General features: G+C 67.3%; 14 protein-coding genes. 2 read left to right on the forward strand and 12 right to left on the reverse strand.

The window, feature by feature from the left end; genetic code table 11:
* Positions 1-57: 57 nt before the first annotated feature.
* The 7 genes from P3L18_RS14775 to P3L18_RS14805 form a co-directional block, all read right to left on the reverse strand.
* Entirely contained in the window at positions 58-1077 is a 1020-nt protein-coding gene (locus tag P3L18_RS14775; RefSeq protein ID WP_276114470.1) for a YdcF family protein, read from the reverse strand.
* 208 nt (positions 1078-1285) lie between these two features.
* A complete protein-coding gene (locus P3L18_RS14780; RefSeq protein ID WP_276114524.1) occupies positions 1286-2791 on the reverse strand; it encodes an NAD(P)(+) transhydrogenase (Re/Si-specific) subunit beta in 1506 nt (501 codons plus the stop codon).
* Between the two features lie 35 nt (positions 2792-2826).
* Entirely contained in the window at positions 2827-3132 is a 306-nt protein-coding gene (locus P3L18_RS14785; protein WP_006369335.1) for an NAD(P) transhydrogenase subunit alpha, read from the reverse strand.
* Positions 3132-4217 (reverse strand): NAD(P) transhydrogenase subunit alpha, encoded by a 1086-nt coding sequence (locus P3L18_RS14790; RefSeq protein WP_276114471.1) that lies wholly within the window; start codon positions 4215-4217, stop codon positions 3132-3134. The genes P3L18_RS14785 and P3L18_RS14790 overlap by 1 nt, the downstream gene beginning before the upstream one ends.
* 278 nt (positions 4218-4495) lie before the next feature.
* On the reverse strand, positions 4496-5746 hold the full coding sequence (locus P3L18_RS14795; protein WP_276114472.1) for a PE-PPE domain-containing protein: 1251 nt from the start codon (positions 5744-5746) through the stop codon (positions 4496-4498).
* Positions 5747-5803: 57 nt separating this feature from the next.
* Positions 5804-7381 carry a PE-PPE domain-containing protein gene (locus tag P3L18_RS14800; protein WP_253194142.1) on the reverse strand — a complete coding sequence of 526 codons (1578 nt, stop codon included), beginning with the start codon at positions 7379-7381 and terminating at the stop codon, positions 5804-5806.
* A 147-nt stretch (positions 7382-7528) separates the two neighbouring features.
* Entirely contained in the window at positions 7529-9151 is a 1623-nt protein-coding gene (locus P3L18_RS14805; RefSeq protein ID WP_276114473.1) for a molybdopterin-dependent oxidoreductase, read from the reverse strand.
* Between the two features lie 129 nt (positions 9152-9280).
* On the opposite strand from P3L18_RS14805, the gene P3L18_RS14810 reads away from it, so the two are divergent.
* Positions 9281-10750: an FAD-binding protein gene (locus tag P3L18_RS14810; protein WP_079931426.1), complete on the forward strand. Its 1470-nt coding sequence runs from the start codon at positions 9281-9283 to the stop codon at positions 10748-10750.
* 96 nt (positions 10751-10846) lie between these two features.
* A complete protein-coding gene (locus tag P3L18_RS14815; protein ID WP_276114474.1) occupies positions 10847-11818 on the forward strand; it encodes an alpha/beta hydrolase family protein in 972 nt (323 codons plus the stop codon).
* Between the two features lie 36 nt (positions 11819-11854).
* Here P3L18_RS14815 and P3L18_RS14820 read toward each other — a convergent pair whose 3' ends face one another.
* The 5 genes from P3L18_RS14820 to P3L18_RS14840 form a co-directional block, all read right to left on the reverse strand.
* Positions 11855-13231 carry an MFS transporter gene (locus P3L18_RS14820; RefSeq protein WP_079931428.1) on the reverse strand — a complete coding sequence of 459 codons (1377 nt, stop codon included), beginning with the start codon at positions 13229-13231 and terminating at the stop codon, positions 11855-11857.
* A gap of 90 nt (positions 13232-13321) precedes the next feature.
* Positions 13322-15571, reverse strand: coding sequence for a heavy metal translocating P-type ATPase (locus tag P3L18_RS14825; RefSeq protein WP_276114475.1), 2250 nt, complete (start codon positions 15569-15571; stop codon positions 13322-13324).
* On the reverse strand, positions 15568-15744 hold the full coding sequence (locus tag P3L18_RS14830) for a hypothetical protein (protein ID WP_006369326.1): 177 nt from the start codon (positions 15742-15744) through the stop codon (positions 15568-15570). The genes P3L18_RS14825 and P3L18_RS14830 overlap by 4 nt, the downstream gene beginning before the upstream one ends.
* 7 nt (positions 15745-15751) lie before the next feature.
* Positions 15752-15955: a heavy-metal-associated domain-containing protein gene (locus P3L18_RS14835; RefSeq protein ID WP_006369325.1), complete on the reverse strand. Its 204-nt coding sequence runs from the start codon at positions 15953-15955 to the stop codon at positions 15752-15754.
* Positions 15956-15999: 44 nt separating this feature from the next.
* On the reverse strand, positions 16000-16293 hold the full coding sequence (locus tag P3L18_RS14840) for a metal-sensitive transcriptional regulator (RefSeq protein ID WP_026920394.1): 294 nt from the start codon (positions 16291-16293) through the stop codon (positions 16000-16002).
* Positions 16294-16448 lie beyond the last annotated feature (155 nt).

Consider the following 16448-nt stretch of genomic DNA (forward strand, 5'->3'; position numbering starts at 1 on the left):
GGTTGGTACCACTACAGACACCTCGGCACTCCCGAACTCATCGGTCGACCGACCGCGCTACTGTCCGCCGCTCGACCCCGACTCCAGTAGCTGCTTGAGGATCTTGCCGCCGATGTCGTCGATGAGACCCGGTCCGACGTCGGGTAGCTGGTCCGAGGGGAGTAGCGGGGTTCGGCTCGCCGGGATGCCCGCGGTGCGCGTGGCCTCGACGCGGATACCTGTCTGCTTGTCCTTGGGTAGCGGTGTCGCGTTCTTCGCGAGATCGGTGTCGGTGGTGATGGATTGCACCACACGCAGCCCGGTCGCTGCGAAATCGGCCGCAGCGCGACGGATGTGGTTGGGCGAGGTGGCCAGAACCACGTCGCTGATGCCGCGTGCGGCCAGGAGCTTGGCGGTGTTCTGCGCGTTGGCGACAGTGGACACCGAGGAGTCCTCGGTGAGGATGCGCGAGGCATCGATCCCGTTGTCGGTCAGCCACTTCTTCATCACCGCAGCCTCGGTGACCCCGTTCTGCGGCTTGCCGCCGGTGACGACGATCGGGGCTGTCGGAATCGCTGCCGCCTCGGCCTTGCCTGCAGCGAGGCGCTTGATCAGCTCCGGTGCGGGCTTGCCCTGTGGCGACAGCCCGAAGCCGAGGATGACGATGGCCGGGTTTCCCGACACCGTCGTGGGTTCGGTGCTCGGCACGATGGCCGCGGCCGCGGTGACCCCGTCGATGATGGAACGAGCGGTCTTGGCCAGCAACGGATTGATCACCGACAATCGATTCACCGCCACCTTCCCGACCGCGGTGTCCGATACCTGATCGGCCCAGATGGCTTGCAGCGCCAGCGATTGCCCGTCGGCCGGCGACAGTGTCAGCGCCTGCTGCAGGTCGGTGAGACCGGCCGGCACGTCGCCGGCGGAGAACTTCTGCTGCGCGGCGTTGTAGAGCGTGGCCGGGTCGACACTGACCGCTGCTGTCGTCAGGTGATGCTCCGACGACGACGGCAGGGTACCGACGACGACACCGGTGATCGCCGACGCCGCCAGGACGACGACCGTGGTTCGACGGAACCTTCTTTTCACCCTGGTCACACCAGTCACTGGAGTAACAGTAGGGGCAGATGGGTGCTGCTGCCAGCCGGCGCCGGTCTCATCTCGATAACCGTCGGTCTCGGTTCGACAACACCGGCACACGACAGCACCGACACACGACGACGCCCCGCCCGGGTGACACCGCGTCTGTCATGACTCGCGGGGTCGCTCCGCAGGCGGGGCGTCGGGAAATTGCGGTCAGGGCTCCTTACAGAGCCTTGAGCTCCTCGATGACCGAGTCGACGGACTTCTTGGCGTCGCCGAACAGCATGGAGGTGTGATCGAGATAGAACAGCGGGTTCTCGATGCCGGCGTACCCGGAACTCATGCCGCGCTTGAGCACGATCACCGATCGCGCCTGGTCGACGTTGAGGATCGGCATGCCGTGGATCGGGGAGCCCGGATCGTTGCGCGCCGCCGGGTTGGTGACGTCGTTGGCGCCGATCACGATCGCGACATCGGTGCGAGCGAACTCGCCGTTGATGTCGTCCATCTCCTTCATCGCGTCGTAGGGCACATCCGCTTCTGCCAGAAGCACATTCATGTGTCCGGGCATACGGCCGGCGACCGGGTGGATGGCGTACTTGACCTCGACGCCCTTGGCCTCGAGCAGGGTCGCCATCTCCTTGACCGTGTGCTGGGCCTGCGCGACCGCGAGACCGTAGCCCGGCACCACGATCACCTGGTTGGCGTAGGCCATCTGGATCGCGGCGTCGGCGGCCGAGGTCGCCTTGACCGTGCCGCCCTCGGTGCCACCGCCACCGACGCCGGCGTCGTCACCGCCGCCGAACGCGCCGAAGATGATGGCCGGGATCGACCGGTTCATCGCCTTGGCCATCAGGTTGGTGAGAATCGAGCCCGAAGCGCCGACGATCATGCCGGCCACGATCATCGCCTGGTTGTTGAGCGCGAGACCCGCGGCCGCCGCCGACAGACCCGTCATCGCGTTGAGCAGCGAGATGACCACCGGCATGTCGGCGCCGCCGATCGGGAACACCACGAACAGGCCCATCACACCGGCGACCACCAGCAACGCCACGATCCAGTACCACGGCGTCGCCGACGTCGAATCGGCCGAGACACCGATGTAGACGGCGATCGCGATGGCCGCGATGGCCAGCACGATGTTGGCGAACTGGAACGCCTTGGCGGCCTTGACCAACTTCTTCTCGAAGTTCTTGTTCAGCAGTTCCTGCAGCTTCGCGAACGCCACCAGCGAGCCCCAGAAGGAGATCGAACCGATGATCGCCGCGAACAGCGACCCGACGATGACGTGCACGTCGGGTGTTTCGTGCAGGTGGGTGAAGCCATCGGACTCGATGTACTCCGACCACGCGATCAACGCGACGGTGCCACCGCCGACGCCGTTGAACAGCGCCACCAGCTGCGGCATCGCGGTCATCTTGGTCTTGAGTGCCGGCGGAATGCCCAGCGCCACACCGACCAGGAGGCCGACGAAGATCAGAATCCAGTTGATACCCGGCACCCCGGCATCGCCGGCGTTGTTGTAGACACCGAGCAGGGTCGCGACGATGGCGATTCCCATGCCGACCGCGGCGATCCAGTTGCCACGCACAGCGGTCTTCGGGCCGGTCAAGCCCATCAGGCCGTAGATGAACAGGGAGAACGCGACGATGTAGAGGGCGGTGACGCCGTACCCCAGGGCCTCGGAGACCTGCCCGGAGTCGCCGCTGAAATTGGCAACCGCCGGAATGTAGGGAACGTAGGTAGAAGCAACGACGGTGGCGCTCACTTGGTGGTCTCCTTCTTACCCTTGAACATGCCCAGCATGCGGTCGGTGACGGCGAATCCGCCGACCACATTGAGCGTTCCGAACACCAGCGCGACGAACGCGATGATGCGCACACCCCAGTTGGCGTCGGCGGGCAGCGATCCCAGCACCACCAGCGCACCGAGCACGACGATGCCGTGGATGGCGTTGGTCCCCGACATCAGCGGGGTGTGCAGGGTGTTGGGGACCTTCGAGATGACGGCGAAACCCACGAATCCCGCCAGAACGAGAATCGCGATGTTGGCCAATAGTTCGGTGTACATCAGGCCGACACCTCCTTGTCGCGTGTCACGCACGCGGCGGCAATGACCTCGTCCTCGAAATCCGGTGCCAGCGCGCCGGATTCATCGAGCATCAGATCGATCAGGGCGAACACGTTCTTGGCGTAGAGCTCGCTGGCGTGCTCGGGCATGGTGGCCGGCAGGTTCAGCGGCGAGGTGATGGTGACGTCGTGCTTGACGACGGTCTGCCCGGGCTCGGTGAGCTCGCAGTTGCCGCCGGTCTCCCCGGCCAGATCCACGATCACGCTGCCCGGCTTCATGCCCTCCACCGCAGCGGCGGTGACCAGGCGCGGAGCCGGCCGACCCGGCACCAACGCGGTGGTGATCACCACGTCGAAACCCTTGATCGCGTCCTCGAGCGCCTGCTGCTGCTGAGCCCGTTCGTCCTCGGTCAGCTCTCGGGCGTACCCGCCCTCACCGGCGGCGTCGATACCGAGATCGAGCCACTGGGCACCGACCGAACGCACCTGCTCGGCGACCTCGGGACGCACGTCGTAGCCGGTGGTCCGCGCGCCCAGACGCTTGGCCGTGGCCAACGCCTGCAAGCCGGCCACACCCACTCCGAGGATCAGCGCGGTCGCCGGCTTCACCGTGCCCGCGGCGGTGGTCAGCATCGGAAAGAACCGTGTCGACAGGTCGGCGGCCACGATGACCGACTTGTAGCCCGAGACGTTGGCCTGCGAACTCAGCGCGTCCATCACCTGTGCGCGCGAGATACGCGGAATCGCCTCGACGGCGTAGGCCTCCACCCCCGCGTCGCGCAGCGCACCGATCTTGTTGTCGGCGTTGCGTGGAGCCAGGAAACCGATCAGTTTCTGACCACTGCGCAACTTGCCGATCTCGGCATCGGTGGGCGGCGATACCCGCAGCACCACATCGGCCGAATACGGATCACCGATCGTCGCCCCCGCGTCGACGTATTCGGAATCCGGGATCAGCGCCCCGAGACCGGCCCCCTCTTCCACGATCACGGGGACCTTCTTGCCCACCAGCGACGCGACGACCTTCGGGACCAGCGCCACGCGACGCTCTCCGGAGGCCGTTTCGCGCACGACACCCACACTCATTGCTATTCGTTGTCTTTCGTTGTCGTCGGTTGTCAGCGACTCATCACGTTGCGACTTGTCAGGTGTGCATCGACGACGACGACGAACGATCGGCCCGGTCGGTGCGCTGATCGGCCGTGCCGCAGCGATGCGGTCGGGGTGGGGCAACGGATTGCGTCGCCACCTGAGAAAAACGTGCGACGAACATAGCATGACCTCAGGTGACGCTGATCGTGGGCGTTGAATTGCTCACTTTTGCTTGACTCGGCGCATACCGGTCGTCGGCGTCCGTGAAACGGTCAGCGAGCGGGATGGCCGAGCGAGGCGAGCAGTGCCGCGAGTTCGGCGGGCGTCGGCAGCCGCGGCGGCTGCGTCCGGGCGGCCGGGCGGCCGGGCGGGTCGAGCCGATCCGCGGCTGCACGGCCGTGGCCGGGTGCGCGCCGCTGGGCCGCCCGGGCGTCGGGGTCGGTGACCGGGACGTCCCAGCGCAGGCGCGCGAACAACGATTGCTGCACCTCACGTGGGGTCGGCACGCGGTTGCCCGCGGCGTCGGTGGACGGCTGTCCCGGTTCGGGAACCGGAATCAGGCGGTCCACTGTCTCGTCGAAGTTCGCCGGGAGTGGCACGCCTTCCTTGCGCAGCCACATGCCCCAGGGGTTGCCGCCGTCGAGGACGACGTAGGTGGTGTTGCCCGATGACCAGGTGCGCTCGACGGGAAACTTGTTGACCTGATCGCCGAACTTGCCGTGGATGGTGGCGCCGGGTGCGAGGTAGAACGCCCAGCCGAGCGGATCGGCAATCGGATTGGCCATGTCGCACACCAGATCTCCCTTGATGCAGTAGGAGATGACGCGGGTGGTGCCGGTGGCGGCCGGGTCGCGCGGGCCGTTGGTGTAGGCGCCGGGCAGCACGCTCGGGAAGACGTTCTCGGCGCCGGTGTCGGGGAATCGGGTGTCGGCACCGGTCACGACGACGACGTTGCTGTCGGGGATCGCGCCGGGAATCCCGTCGGCGTACTGCTGGTGGAGCAGGTAGGCGATGTTCATCGCGACCGCGGAGCCCTGTGAGTATCCGCCGAGGACGATGGTTCCCTTGCGACCCTGGGCAATCCACGCCCGCTGGGCATCGGCGAGGCCGGTGGCGGTGCCCTCGTCGACGGAGGTGTTGTACGCGTCATGCCCGACGATGCCCACCGGTCGGCCGGCGACGGTGAAGCCGAATGCCTCGGGGTAGTCGACGATCTCCACGTTCGGCCGATACGGGTCGAAGAAGCCGAGCCCGACGGTGCGGCCGTACTGATCGGCACCGGCCGGTGCGGAACCTCCGACGATGTCGTGAGCGCGGATCGGGTCGAAATCGGTGGTACCGGGCGCCAGGACGACCGTCGAGTCACGGCCGAGATCAGGTGGCAGCCAACTCGGCTGCCGGCGGATCGTCGGTAAGCCGTCATCGGTCGCAGCGCTCGCCGGGACGATTCCCGCGGCCATCGTCATGACTGCACACACGGCCGCGGCACACACCGCGGTGACACCCACGAAGACCCGACGCACCCGACCCACCTCTCTTCGGCCCCCGCGGGGGACGATAGCGGGGTCTGCCGGTCGGCGCTATCGGGCCGAGGTCACCATGGGCGTGTCGTCGGAATTCGACTGGGATGACCGGGTCTCGGGTGCCACGGTCCGGGCCGTCTCTGCCGGGGGCGTCGTTGCCGTGACACTTGTCGTTTTCGTCGGAGTCTCCGCTGTCGACGTCACAGTGGTGGCCGGCGCAGTAGTGGTCGGCGCAGTGGTGGTCGGCGCAGTGGTCGCCGAGGTGGTGGACGGTTGTGCGACAGTCGTTTCGGCCGGGGTGGTCACAGCTTGGGGCGACGCTGCCTGGGTCCGCACCGCCGAGGTGGTCGCGGTGGTGCTCGCCGACGCCCTCGATGCCGACTTGTTCGATGCCGTCGGCGCGGGCAGCACCGAGCTGTAGTCGGCTTGGCACGCCGACGGGGTGGCGGCGCAGGTGTCGGGGTCGTGGACGGGGACGTCGAGGCCGAGCCGCGCGTAGAGGAGTTCCTGCAGTTCTCGTGGCGTCGGTACCTCGTAAGCGCTCAACTGTTGTCGGAGTGTGTCGGGCATCGGGATGCGCAGGTCGGCGAGGGTCGACCGGTGACCGGGCATGGGCACCGGCACGAGGGTGCTCAGGACGTCGTCGACTTCCTTGGGGACCGGAATTCCGAGGTCGCGCAACATCATTCCCCAGGGATTGCCGCCGTCGTAGACGATGTAGGTGGTGTTGCCGCTCTCGCTCGTCCATTCCTTGGCAATGGAGTACTCGTTGATCCGGTAGGTGAGGAAGGCATGCACGTAGAACCCGGGGAGCAGGTAGAAGAACGTCGAGACGGGATTGATCAGCGGGTTGCCGACGCCGCAGGTGGCATCGCCGCGCACGCAGTAGGAGTAGACCGCGATGTCGCCGGTGTCGGCGGGGTTGCGGTCGCCGTTGGTGTACATGCCGGGCAGAAAGCTCGGTACGACGTTCTCGACCCCGGTGTGCGGGAAGCGTGAGTCGGCGCCGACGATGACGGCGAGCTGGTCGTCGGAGATGTCACCGGCGCCCTGAAGGTTCTTCTGGTGCAACAGGTATGCGACATTCATGGCGATCGGCGCGCTCTGCGAGTAGCCGTTGATGACGACGGTGCCCGCCGGTTTCTGGAGGTGTCCGGTTTCGGCATCACGCACCCCGTTGATCGACCCGACCTCCACCGAGTGGGTGAAGGTGTCCGAGCCGGCGAGATAGATCGGGAAGCCGAACGGGTCGATGCCGAACGCGGCCGGGTAGGAGACGATGTCGATCGACGGCGCGGCGTGCGGGTCGACGATCGTCTTGCCGTCGGCGTCGGTGGTGACGCCGCCGAACAGACCGATACCGAGGGTCCGGGCGGTCTGGTCGCTGCCGTCGTAGTCGGTGGTGCCGGGGATCAGGACGACCACGTCCCCGTTGTCGAGGTGCGGCGCCCACGGCGGTGTCTCGATGATGGTCGGCTTGGCCTGATCGATCGTCGCCGGCGGGTTGATGTCGGGGAAGACGATCGGCCCGATCTGCAGCGCGTGCGCCACACCCGGCTGAAAGCCCGGTTGTACGAACATGATCGCGGTGGCCAACGCCACCGCGACCGTCAGCATCGAGCGCCGCATACGCATGTGTCTCCCTGAGAGATCCGTCGTCGAACCCGGCGAACCGACAGCTCATCGGCTCGCGACAGCGCCCCGCCCGCGTCGAGAGGTGAGTGTAACGGGAGGGCGCCGCGATGGCCGCGTTTGTGCACTTTCGCGGCCCCGGTGTGCTCCTCAGGAAATGGAGTAGGTCCGCGAATCCAGGCCGGTCGCGCCGTCGGGCACCGGGTCGGCGGTCGCCGAGGCCTGCACCTGTCCGTCCTTGCCGATCGCCCGACACGTGACGGTGTGCTGACCGGCACCGGCCTGCCACACGTACTTCCATGGCCGCCAGGTGTCGTCGCTGTAGTCGGTGGCCAACGTCGCCTGCTCCCACGGGCCGTCGTCGATGCGGACCTCGACGCCGGCGATCCCGGTGTGTTGATGCCAGGAGGTACCGGCCAGGACCACTTGTCCGGCAGGCAGATCCGAGCTCGACGGCCGGTCGATACGAGAGGAGATCTTGATCGGTCCCAGCTGTGACCACCCGCGCGAGGTCCAGTACGCCTGCGCCTTGTCGAAGGTGGTGAGCTCCCAGTCGACGACCCACTTGGTGGCCGAGACGTATCCGTAGAGACCCGGGATCACCTGCCGCACCGGGTAGCCGTGCTCGACCGGTAGCGGCTGGCCGTTCATCCCGATCGCCAGCAATGCGTCCCGGTTGTCGGTGATCGCCGATACCGGTGTGCCGCAGGTCCATCCGTCGGAGCTGGTGGAGTACAGCATGTTCGCGCCGGGGCGCACGCCTGCGCGGTCGAGGAGGTCTTTCATCCGGACCCCGAGCCAGCGGGCGTTGCCGATCAGGTCGCCGCCGACCTCGTTGGACACACACGTCAGGGTGACCAGCCGTTCGGTCATCGGCATCGCCAGCAGGTCGTCCCAGGAGAGGGTGAACTCGTTGTCGACCATGCCGTGCACCCGCAATTGCCAGTCGCCGGTGGTCAACTGCGGGACCTGCAGGGCGGTGTCGATCCGGTAGAAGTCGGCGTTGCCCGTGACGAACGGGGCCGCGCCCGGTACCCCGATGTCGGCCGACGCCGGTACCGGCGGTGCGGGGGAGGCCGGGGCGGGCAGCCGCAGCGCGTTGCGGTCGGCGATGGTCTTGGCGGCACCGGCGAGCAGCGTCCGTCCGAGCGCGCCGACGGCGACGGCGGCCGCGGCGATCCCGGCGGCGGTGAGGACGAAGCGGCGTGAAGCGGGCGCATGCAGCACTCCGGTGCCGTGGTCGGGGTGCTCGGACGGGGCTGTCCGGGCCCGGGTCGTTTCCGCGTCGGCGTCGAGAATGCCGACGAGTACTCGCAAGGCGATCACCCCGGCCGCCCCTGCGAACAACGACGGCAGCATGTATGTCGCCGACGCCCCGGGGCGCCCGAGGGACGCGACGACCCCGACGATCGCGAACACCACGATGACGATCGACCCGATCGGTGGTCGGCGGCGTTCGGCCACCCCGCACGCCCCGGCGAGGATCGCGATGACCACGCCCATCACCACGAACAGCGCGAGCTTGTCGGAGGTGCCGAAGGTGCTGATCGCCCACTCCCGCATCCACAGCGGCGAGTGGTCGACGACGCTCGATCCGACGGCGAAGTACGGCGAGGATTCCGGGGAAATGAACGCGGCGACGAGTTCGCCGACTCCGAGGGCGGCGGCGACGGCGATGATGCCGGTGAGCGCGTTCACCGGTACCGGCACGCGCCGCCCGGGTGCGTGCCGCACGGTGTCGGGATCAGGGTCGAGTCCGGAGGCCACACCCATTGATACGCCGCGAGGGGCCGATGTGTCGTCGCACAGGTGGCGCGGGTCGGTCGGATGCCGGACCCGGCCGCACCAGAACGACCCGGCAATACTAGAACGTGTTCTATTTCGTGGGTTAGGCTGATGCCCATGGCAGCGGACACAGCGATCCCCGACACCGTCGCACTGGGATCGGTCGACGAATTCAGCGACGAGGTCGACGTGGTGGTCGTCGGCCTCGGCATCGCGGGCGGATGTGCCGCGGTGGAGGCGGCCACCGCAGGCGCACGCGTGCTCGTTCTCGAACGCGCAGCCCAGGCCGGCGGGACGACGGCGCTGGCCGGCGGCCACTTCTACCTCGGTGGCGGCACTGCGGTCCAGCAGGCGACCGGCTTCGAGGACTCCGCGGAGGAGATGGAGCGCTACATCACCGCGGTCTCGCGCGATCCAGAGCCGGACAAGATCCACGCCTACTGCGTCGACAGCGTCGATCACTTCGAGTGGCTGGAGAATCTCGGCTTCGCCTTCGAACGCAGCTACTACCCGGAGAAGGCGGTGGTCCAGCCCGAGACGCAGGGGCTGATGTACACCGGCAACGAGAAGGTCTGGCCGTTCAAGGACATGGCCAAGCCCGCACCGCGCGGCCACAAGGTGCCCGTCCCGGGTGACACCGGTGGTGCGGCAATGGTCGTCGAACTACTGGTGAAGCGGCTCGCCGAACTCGGCGTCGAGGTCCGGTACGAGACCGGTGCACGCAATCTCGTCGTCGACGACGAGGGCTCGGTGGCCGGCGTGGCATGGCGCTCGATCTCCGGCGAGCACGGAGTGATCGGCGCCCGTGGGGTGATCATCGCCGCGGGTGGCTTCGTGATGAACCCGGCGATGGTCGCCGAGCACGTGCCGTGGCTGACCGAGAAGCCGTTCGTGTTGGGCAACACCTACGACGACGGGCTCGGCCTGCGAATGGGGGTGTCGGCGGGGGCCGTGCTCAAGCACATGGATCAGGCGTTCTGCACCGCGCCGGTGTATCCGCCGTCGATCCTGCTGACCGGGATCGCGGTGAACAAGAACGGCGACCGATTCGTCGCCGAGGATTCCTATCACTCCCGAACCTCGGCTTTCGTTCTCGAACAACCGGATTCGACGGCGTACCTCGTCGTCGACGAAGCGCACATGAAGCGTCCGCGGATGCCGTTGGTGCCCCTGATCGACGGGTACGAGACGGTCGCGGAAATGGAACAGGCCCTGGGCATTCCGTCGGGGAACCTGCAGAAGACCCTGGACCGCTACAACACCCACGCGGCCCAGGGTGAGGACCCCGATTTCCACAAGTCCGCGGAATTCCTTGCGCCACAGGATCACGGGCCGTGGGCGGTGTTCGACATGAGTCTGGGCAAGGCGATGTACGCGGGCTTCACCATGGGCGGGATGGCCACGTCGGTCGACGGTGAGGTCCTCGACGCCGACGGCTCCCCCATCGCGGGCCTCTATGCGGCCGGGGCGTGCGCGGCCAACATCGCGCAGGACAGCAAGGGTTACGCCAGCGGCACCCAGTTGGGTGAGGGCTCCTACTTCGGCCGGCGGGCCGGCCGGCATGCCGCGGGGCGCCGAATCGAGTAGTGCACTACGCATGTCCTCGACGGTGCGCGGTGATGGACTTCTCCACGTCCGCTCGCCACCCCGAGGTCACCCGGCGGGCCTACCCGAGGTTGTCGCATGCGTTGGACGAGAGTGGTTCCGATTCTGGTGGTGACGCTGATCGCCGTCGTCACCACTGCCGCATGGTCGGTCGGCCCCGCGTCTGCCGCGCCGGGCCGGATCGTGTCGTCGGAGGCGATCGGCTCCCACCAGCTTCTGCTGAGCGTGTTCTCACCGTCGATGGACCGATCCATCCCCGTACGGGTGCTGCGTGCCGCGGACCGGCGGCCGGTTCCGCGCCTGTATCTCCTCAACGGGGCAGGCGGTGGTGAGGACTCTGCGAACTGGGTGGAGCAGGGCAACGCTCCCGCGTTCTTCGCCGACAAGCCTGTCGATGTAATCATCCCGATGGCCGGTGCGTTCAGCTACTACACCGACTGGCAGCGCGACGATCCCACTCTCGGCCGCAATCGCTGGGAGACCTTTCTGACCCGCGAGCTGCCCGCTACGCTGGACGGGATTCTGTCGAGCACCGGCCGCAACGGCATTGCCGGACTGTCGATGTCGGGGAGCGCGGCTCTGTCGCTGGCCGAACGCGCCGGCGACCTGTACTCGGCGGTGGCGTCGATGAGCGGTTGTCCCAACACGAGTGGGTTGCTCGGGTCGGCGTACGTGCGCGCCACCGTCGAAGGGCGCGGCGCCGCCGACACCACCAATATGTGGGGGCCACCCGGCAGTCCCGACTGGGTTGCACACGACGCGCAGATCAACGCAGAACGTCTGCGCGGCAAGGCCGTCTTCGTGTCCTCGGGTCCCGGTGTACCCGGCCAGCACGACAACCTCTCCGACGCCCAGCACATCCAGATGATCCTCGTCGGTGGACCCATCGAAGCGGCCGTCGACGAGTGCAGCCACCGGTTCGTCGCCAGCCTGGCCGCCCTGGGAATCGGTGTCACGACGTATTTTCCGCCGACGGGCACACATTCGTTCGCCTACTGGAACGACGCGCTGGCGCGCGCCTGGCCAGTCCTGGCGAGCGGATTGCGGTGAGCCCGTGTCCGGGCGCCTGCCACCCTCAGAGTGTTTTCAGTGTCCTTGACCACCAACGATGTTGACGTCGGTGAGTGTCCGGCCGGTGGTCAGCGGCCCGAACACATAGATGGTGGCTGCAACGATCGCCATCGCCGCGGCGACCACGGTGAACAACCACCCCGCGCCGCTGTGATGGAACAGCGGCACCAGGATGAACGGCATCAATCCGCTGGACAGTCGGGACAGTGAATACGTCCAACTCGTTGCGGTACCCCGAAGTCGTGTGGGGAAGATCTCGGCCTGGTAGACGTGATACGAGTTCGAGAAGACGTTGCTCGCGGCGGTGTAGAGGAAGCCGAACACGATGATCATCGCCGTCGTCCCCGAAATGCCGAACAGGACGCCGAAAACCGCCATCGTGATGGCCGAGCCCACGATGAGGTACTTGCGTTCGAAGCGTTCGATCAGCGGCAGTGACACCAACGAGCCGATCGGGTATCCGATGTAGGTCACCGCCAGGAAGCCCAGACTGTCGACGATGTCGTACCCCTTGGCGGCCAACACGATCGGGGCCAGGGTGCCGAATCCGTAGTAGCCCCAGGTCTGGAAGAACTGGAATACCGCCATCATCAGGGTGCGGGGCCGGACCGCACCGTCGAACAATTCCCGCAGCGCACCGCCGTGCTGGGTCGACGGCGTCGACGGCGACGGATCCGGCAGCGGCAGTCCCCGCTCCCGCGCCTCGGTCTCGAATCCCGTGACGATCTCGTCGGCCTCGGTGTCGCGCCCGACCGAGGACAACCACCGTGGCGACTCCGGGAGCCCGCGACGCAGAACGAAGATGAGCACCGCCCCCAGCGCACCGATGATGAACAGCCAGCGCCAGCCCTCCAGTCCGAGCGGCTGCAACGGTACGAGGTAATGACCGAGGAAGCCGACCAGCGGAACACCGACGAAGGACAAGGTGTATGCCCACGCCGTGTACCTGCCACGTTCGGTGGGTGGCAGCATGTCGCCGAGATAGGTGTCGCTGACCGGGGGTTCGGCACCGATGCCGATCCCCGAGAGGAAGCGACAGATCACCAGCATCGTCGCGTTCGGGCTGAACGCCGCGAGCAGGGTGAACACGGAGTACGTACTCATGCTGAGGAGAAAGGCGCGGCGCCGGCCGAGGCGGTCGGCCAAGCGGCCCAGCGTGATCGCGCCGACGAACATACCGAGGAAGGCCGACGCGAGCAGGAGCGTCAGCGCGTTGCCGCCGAGGCTGAACTGCTTCTTCAACACCGAACTCAGCGTGCCGGCGAGGAACACCTCGTAGATGTCGAAGAACAGTCCGAAACCGATGACGACGGTCGCGCGACGGTGCAGCGGTGTGATCGGCAACCGATCCATCCGCGCGGCGATCGAATAGGTTTCGGCAGGGGTGGACACGCCCGCACGCTACTCCGGGGACACCGTTGCCGATGCCGAACTCCCGTTTGTCGGATTCGCCGGGTATCCACCGGATTTCGGCCCGTTCAGTCAGCGCGTGTGCGGCCGAAAACCCCGCAGTCGCAGGCTGTTGGCGACCACGAAGACCGACGAGAAGGCCATCGCTGCTCCGGCGATCATCGGGTTCAGCAGTCCGGCCGCCGCGATCGGCAACGCGGCGACGTTGTATCCGAAGGCCCAGAACAGGTTTCCCCGGATGGTGCGCAGCGTGCGCCGCGAGAGCGCGATGGCGTCGACCACCTTGCGCAGGTCACCGTCGACGATGGTGAGGTCGGCGGCGGCGATCGCGACGTCGGTTCCGGTACCCATCGACACACCGAGATCGGCCTGGGCGAGCGCGGCGGCGTCGTTGATGCCGTCACCGACCATCGCCACCGTCTTACCCTGACGCTGGAAGTCCTTGACCGCGTTCACCTTCTCCTCGGGCCGCACCTCGGCGATCACCTGGTCGATGCCGACCGCGCCGGCCACGAAACGCGCCGCTCCCGCGTTGTCGCCGGTCAGCAGAACCGGCGTCAGGCCCATGCGTTTGAGTTCCGAGATCGCTTCTCGCGATGATTCTTTCACCGTGTCGGCGACGACGATCACCCCGTACTCGGTCGAGTTGTCGCCCTCGATGCCGACGATCACCGCGGTCGCTCCCCGTTCGTGGGCGGCGTCGAGTGCCTGCCGCAGCGGCTCGGGTAACCGCTCACCGAGATCCCGGGGGCTACCGACGCGAACCTTCTCGCCGCCCACGATCCCGCTGACACCGACCCCTTCGGTGCTGGTGAAGTCGGTGACGTCGCCTACCGGGAGATGCTGGGCGGCAGCGACAATGGCCTTGGCGAGGGGGTGTTCGGATGCCGACTCGACGGCTGCCGCAGCCGCCAGGATGCGATCGCCATCGACTCCGTCGGCGGGCTGGACCTTCTCGACCTGCATGACGCCGGTGGTGACGGTGCCGGTCTTGTCGAGCAGCACGGTGTCGATCCGGCGGGTCTGTTCGAGAACCTCGGGGCCGGTCAACAGAATTCCCAATTGCGCACCACGACCGGTGCCCACCATCAGCGCGGTCGGCGTCGCCAACCCCAGCGCACACGGGCACGCGATGATCAGCACGGAGACCGCCGCGGTGAACGCGAAGCCCACCGGCGAATCCGACGCGACCGCGGCACCCAGCCAGAATCCCAGTGCAGCAACGGCAATCGCGATCACCACGGGCACGAACCAGGCGGAGATCCGGTCGGCGAGGCGCTGCGCCCCGGCCTTGCCGGCCTGGGCGTCGGCGACCATCCGGGTCATCTGCGCCAGGGCGGTGTCGGCGCCGACGTGGGTCGCCCGCACCAGCAGCCGGCCGCTGGTGTTGATCGTCGCGCCGACCACCGAGTCGCCGGGGCCGACCTCGGTCGGCATCGACTCGCCGGTCACCATCGACGCGTCGACCGCCGAGGCGCCGCCGCCGACGACGCCGTCGGTGGCGATCTTCTCGCCGGGTCGCACGACGAATTCGTCGCCAACCGCCAGCTCTGCGATCGGAATCCGCTGTTCGACGCCGTCGCGCACGACGGCAACATCCTTGGCGCCCAGGCGCATCAGGGCGCGCAGTGCGTCACCGGCGGTGCGCGTCGCGCGCTTCTCCAGATATCTGCCGAGGAGCAGGAAGGTCGTGACACCCGCGGCGGCCTCGAGGTAGATGTTGGCGCCGCCGTCGCCGCGTTGTGGGATCAGGTCGAAGCCATGGGTCATGCCGGGTTCGCCTGCGGTGCCGAGGAACAGCGCGTAGAGCGACCACCCGAAGGCGGCCAGCGTCCCCATCGACACCAGGGTGTCCATGGTGGTGGCGCCGTGACGCAGGTTCACCCAGGCGGCGCGGTGGAACGGCCACGCGCCCCACACCACCACGGGTGCGGCGAGCGTCAACGACAGCCACTGCCAGTAGGTGAACTGCCACGCCGGGACCATCGCGAGCACGACGACCGGAATCGTCAACGCGGCGCTGATCAGCACTCGGGTACGCAGTGCGTCGAGGTCCGGGTCGGCGTCGGGGTCGGCGTCGTCGGCCCCCGACGGGCGGTCATCGACGGGCGCGGCGTCATATCCCGCGGATCGGATGGCCGCGATGAGTGCGGCGGTATCCACCTCGGAGGGATGGTCGATCTGGGCGCGTTCGGTCGCGAAGTTGACGGTGGCGTGCACGCCGTCGAGTTTGTTGAGCTTGCGCTCGATGCGGTTGGCGCACGACGCGCAGGTCATCCCCTCGATGTCGAGGTCGATGCGTTCGGTGGTGGGTGCGGTCATCGGTGACCCCCATGGAGATCGGTGGTGGTCGAATGATGTTCGGGCACCGGTACTCCCGCGTCGGGCGCGACCGCATGCCCGACGGCGAACGCGATGGCGAACACCGCCGCGAGCGCCACCAGGAAGGCGGCGACCCGCACGACGGTGTTCGACGCGACGGTGTTCGGGATCATCTGCGGGTCACACCAATTGGTAGCCGGCTTCGGTGACGGCGCGGGCGACCGCCTCGCGGTCGAGGGGTGTCTCGCTCGTCACCTCCACCCGTCCCGAATCGACGGTCACGTCCACGTTCTGCACACCGGGGATCTCCTCGATCTCCTCGCGGACCGACGCGGCGCAGTGGCCGCAGGTCATGCCGGTGACGGTGTAGGTCTCGCTCGCCATGAGCACGCTCCTTCAAGGTGTAAATGCTTGTTGAACAGTGGGTTTCAGGACTTGACCAGGCGGGCAATCGCCTGCACTGCCTCGTCGACCTTGGCTTTGCCCTCGGCGTCGCCTTCCTGGGCCGCCCGGACCACACAGTGATTCATGTGCTCCTCGAGCAGGCCGAGACTGACCGCCTGCAAGGCCTTGGTCATCGCCGAGACCTGGGTCAGGATGTCGATGCAGTACTTCTCTTCTTCGACCATCCGCTGCAGACCGCGGGCCTGTCCCTCGATCCGCCGAAGGCGACGCAGATAGTCATCCTTGTTGCTGATGTAGCCGTGTTCGGCGTGATCCATGATGTCCTCCTCGGGCACCGTGTCCTGATACCCCCTACAGGTATACGCCCCCGGGGCGGCACACGCTACCCCCCTAGGGTATGCGGGAGAGGAGGGTCACGAAGAGATGAGCGCCGTCGACGCAGTGGAGAGGGCGCCGTTGGCGGAGAGAAGGG

It is taken from the genome of Gordonia sp. N1V, from assembly GCF_029269935.1.
Classification (GTDB): Bacteria; Actinomycetota; Actinomycetes; order Mycobacteriales; family Mycobacteriaceae; genus Gordonia; species Gordonia polyisoprenivorans.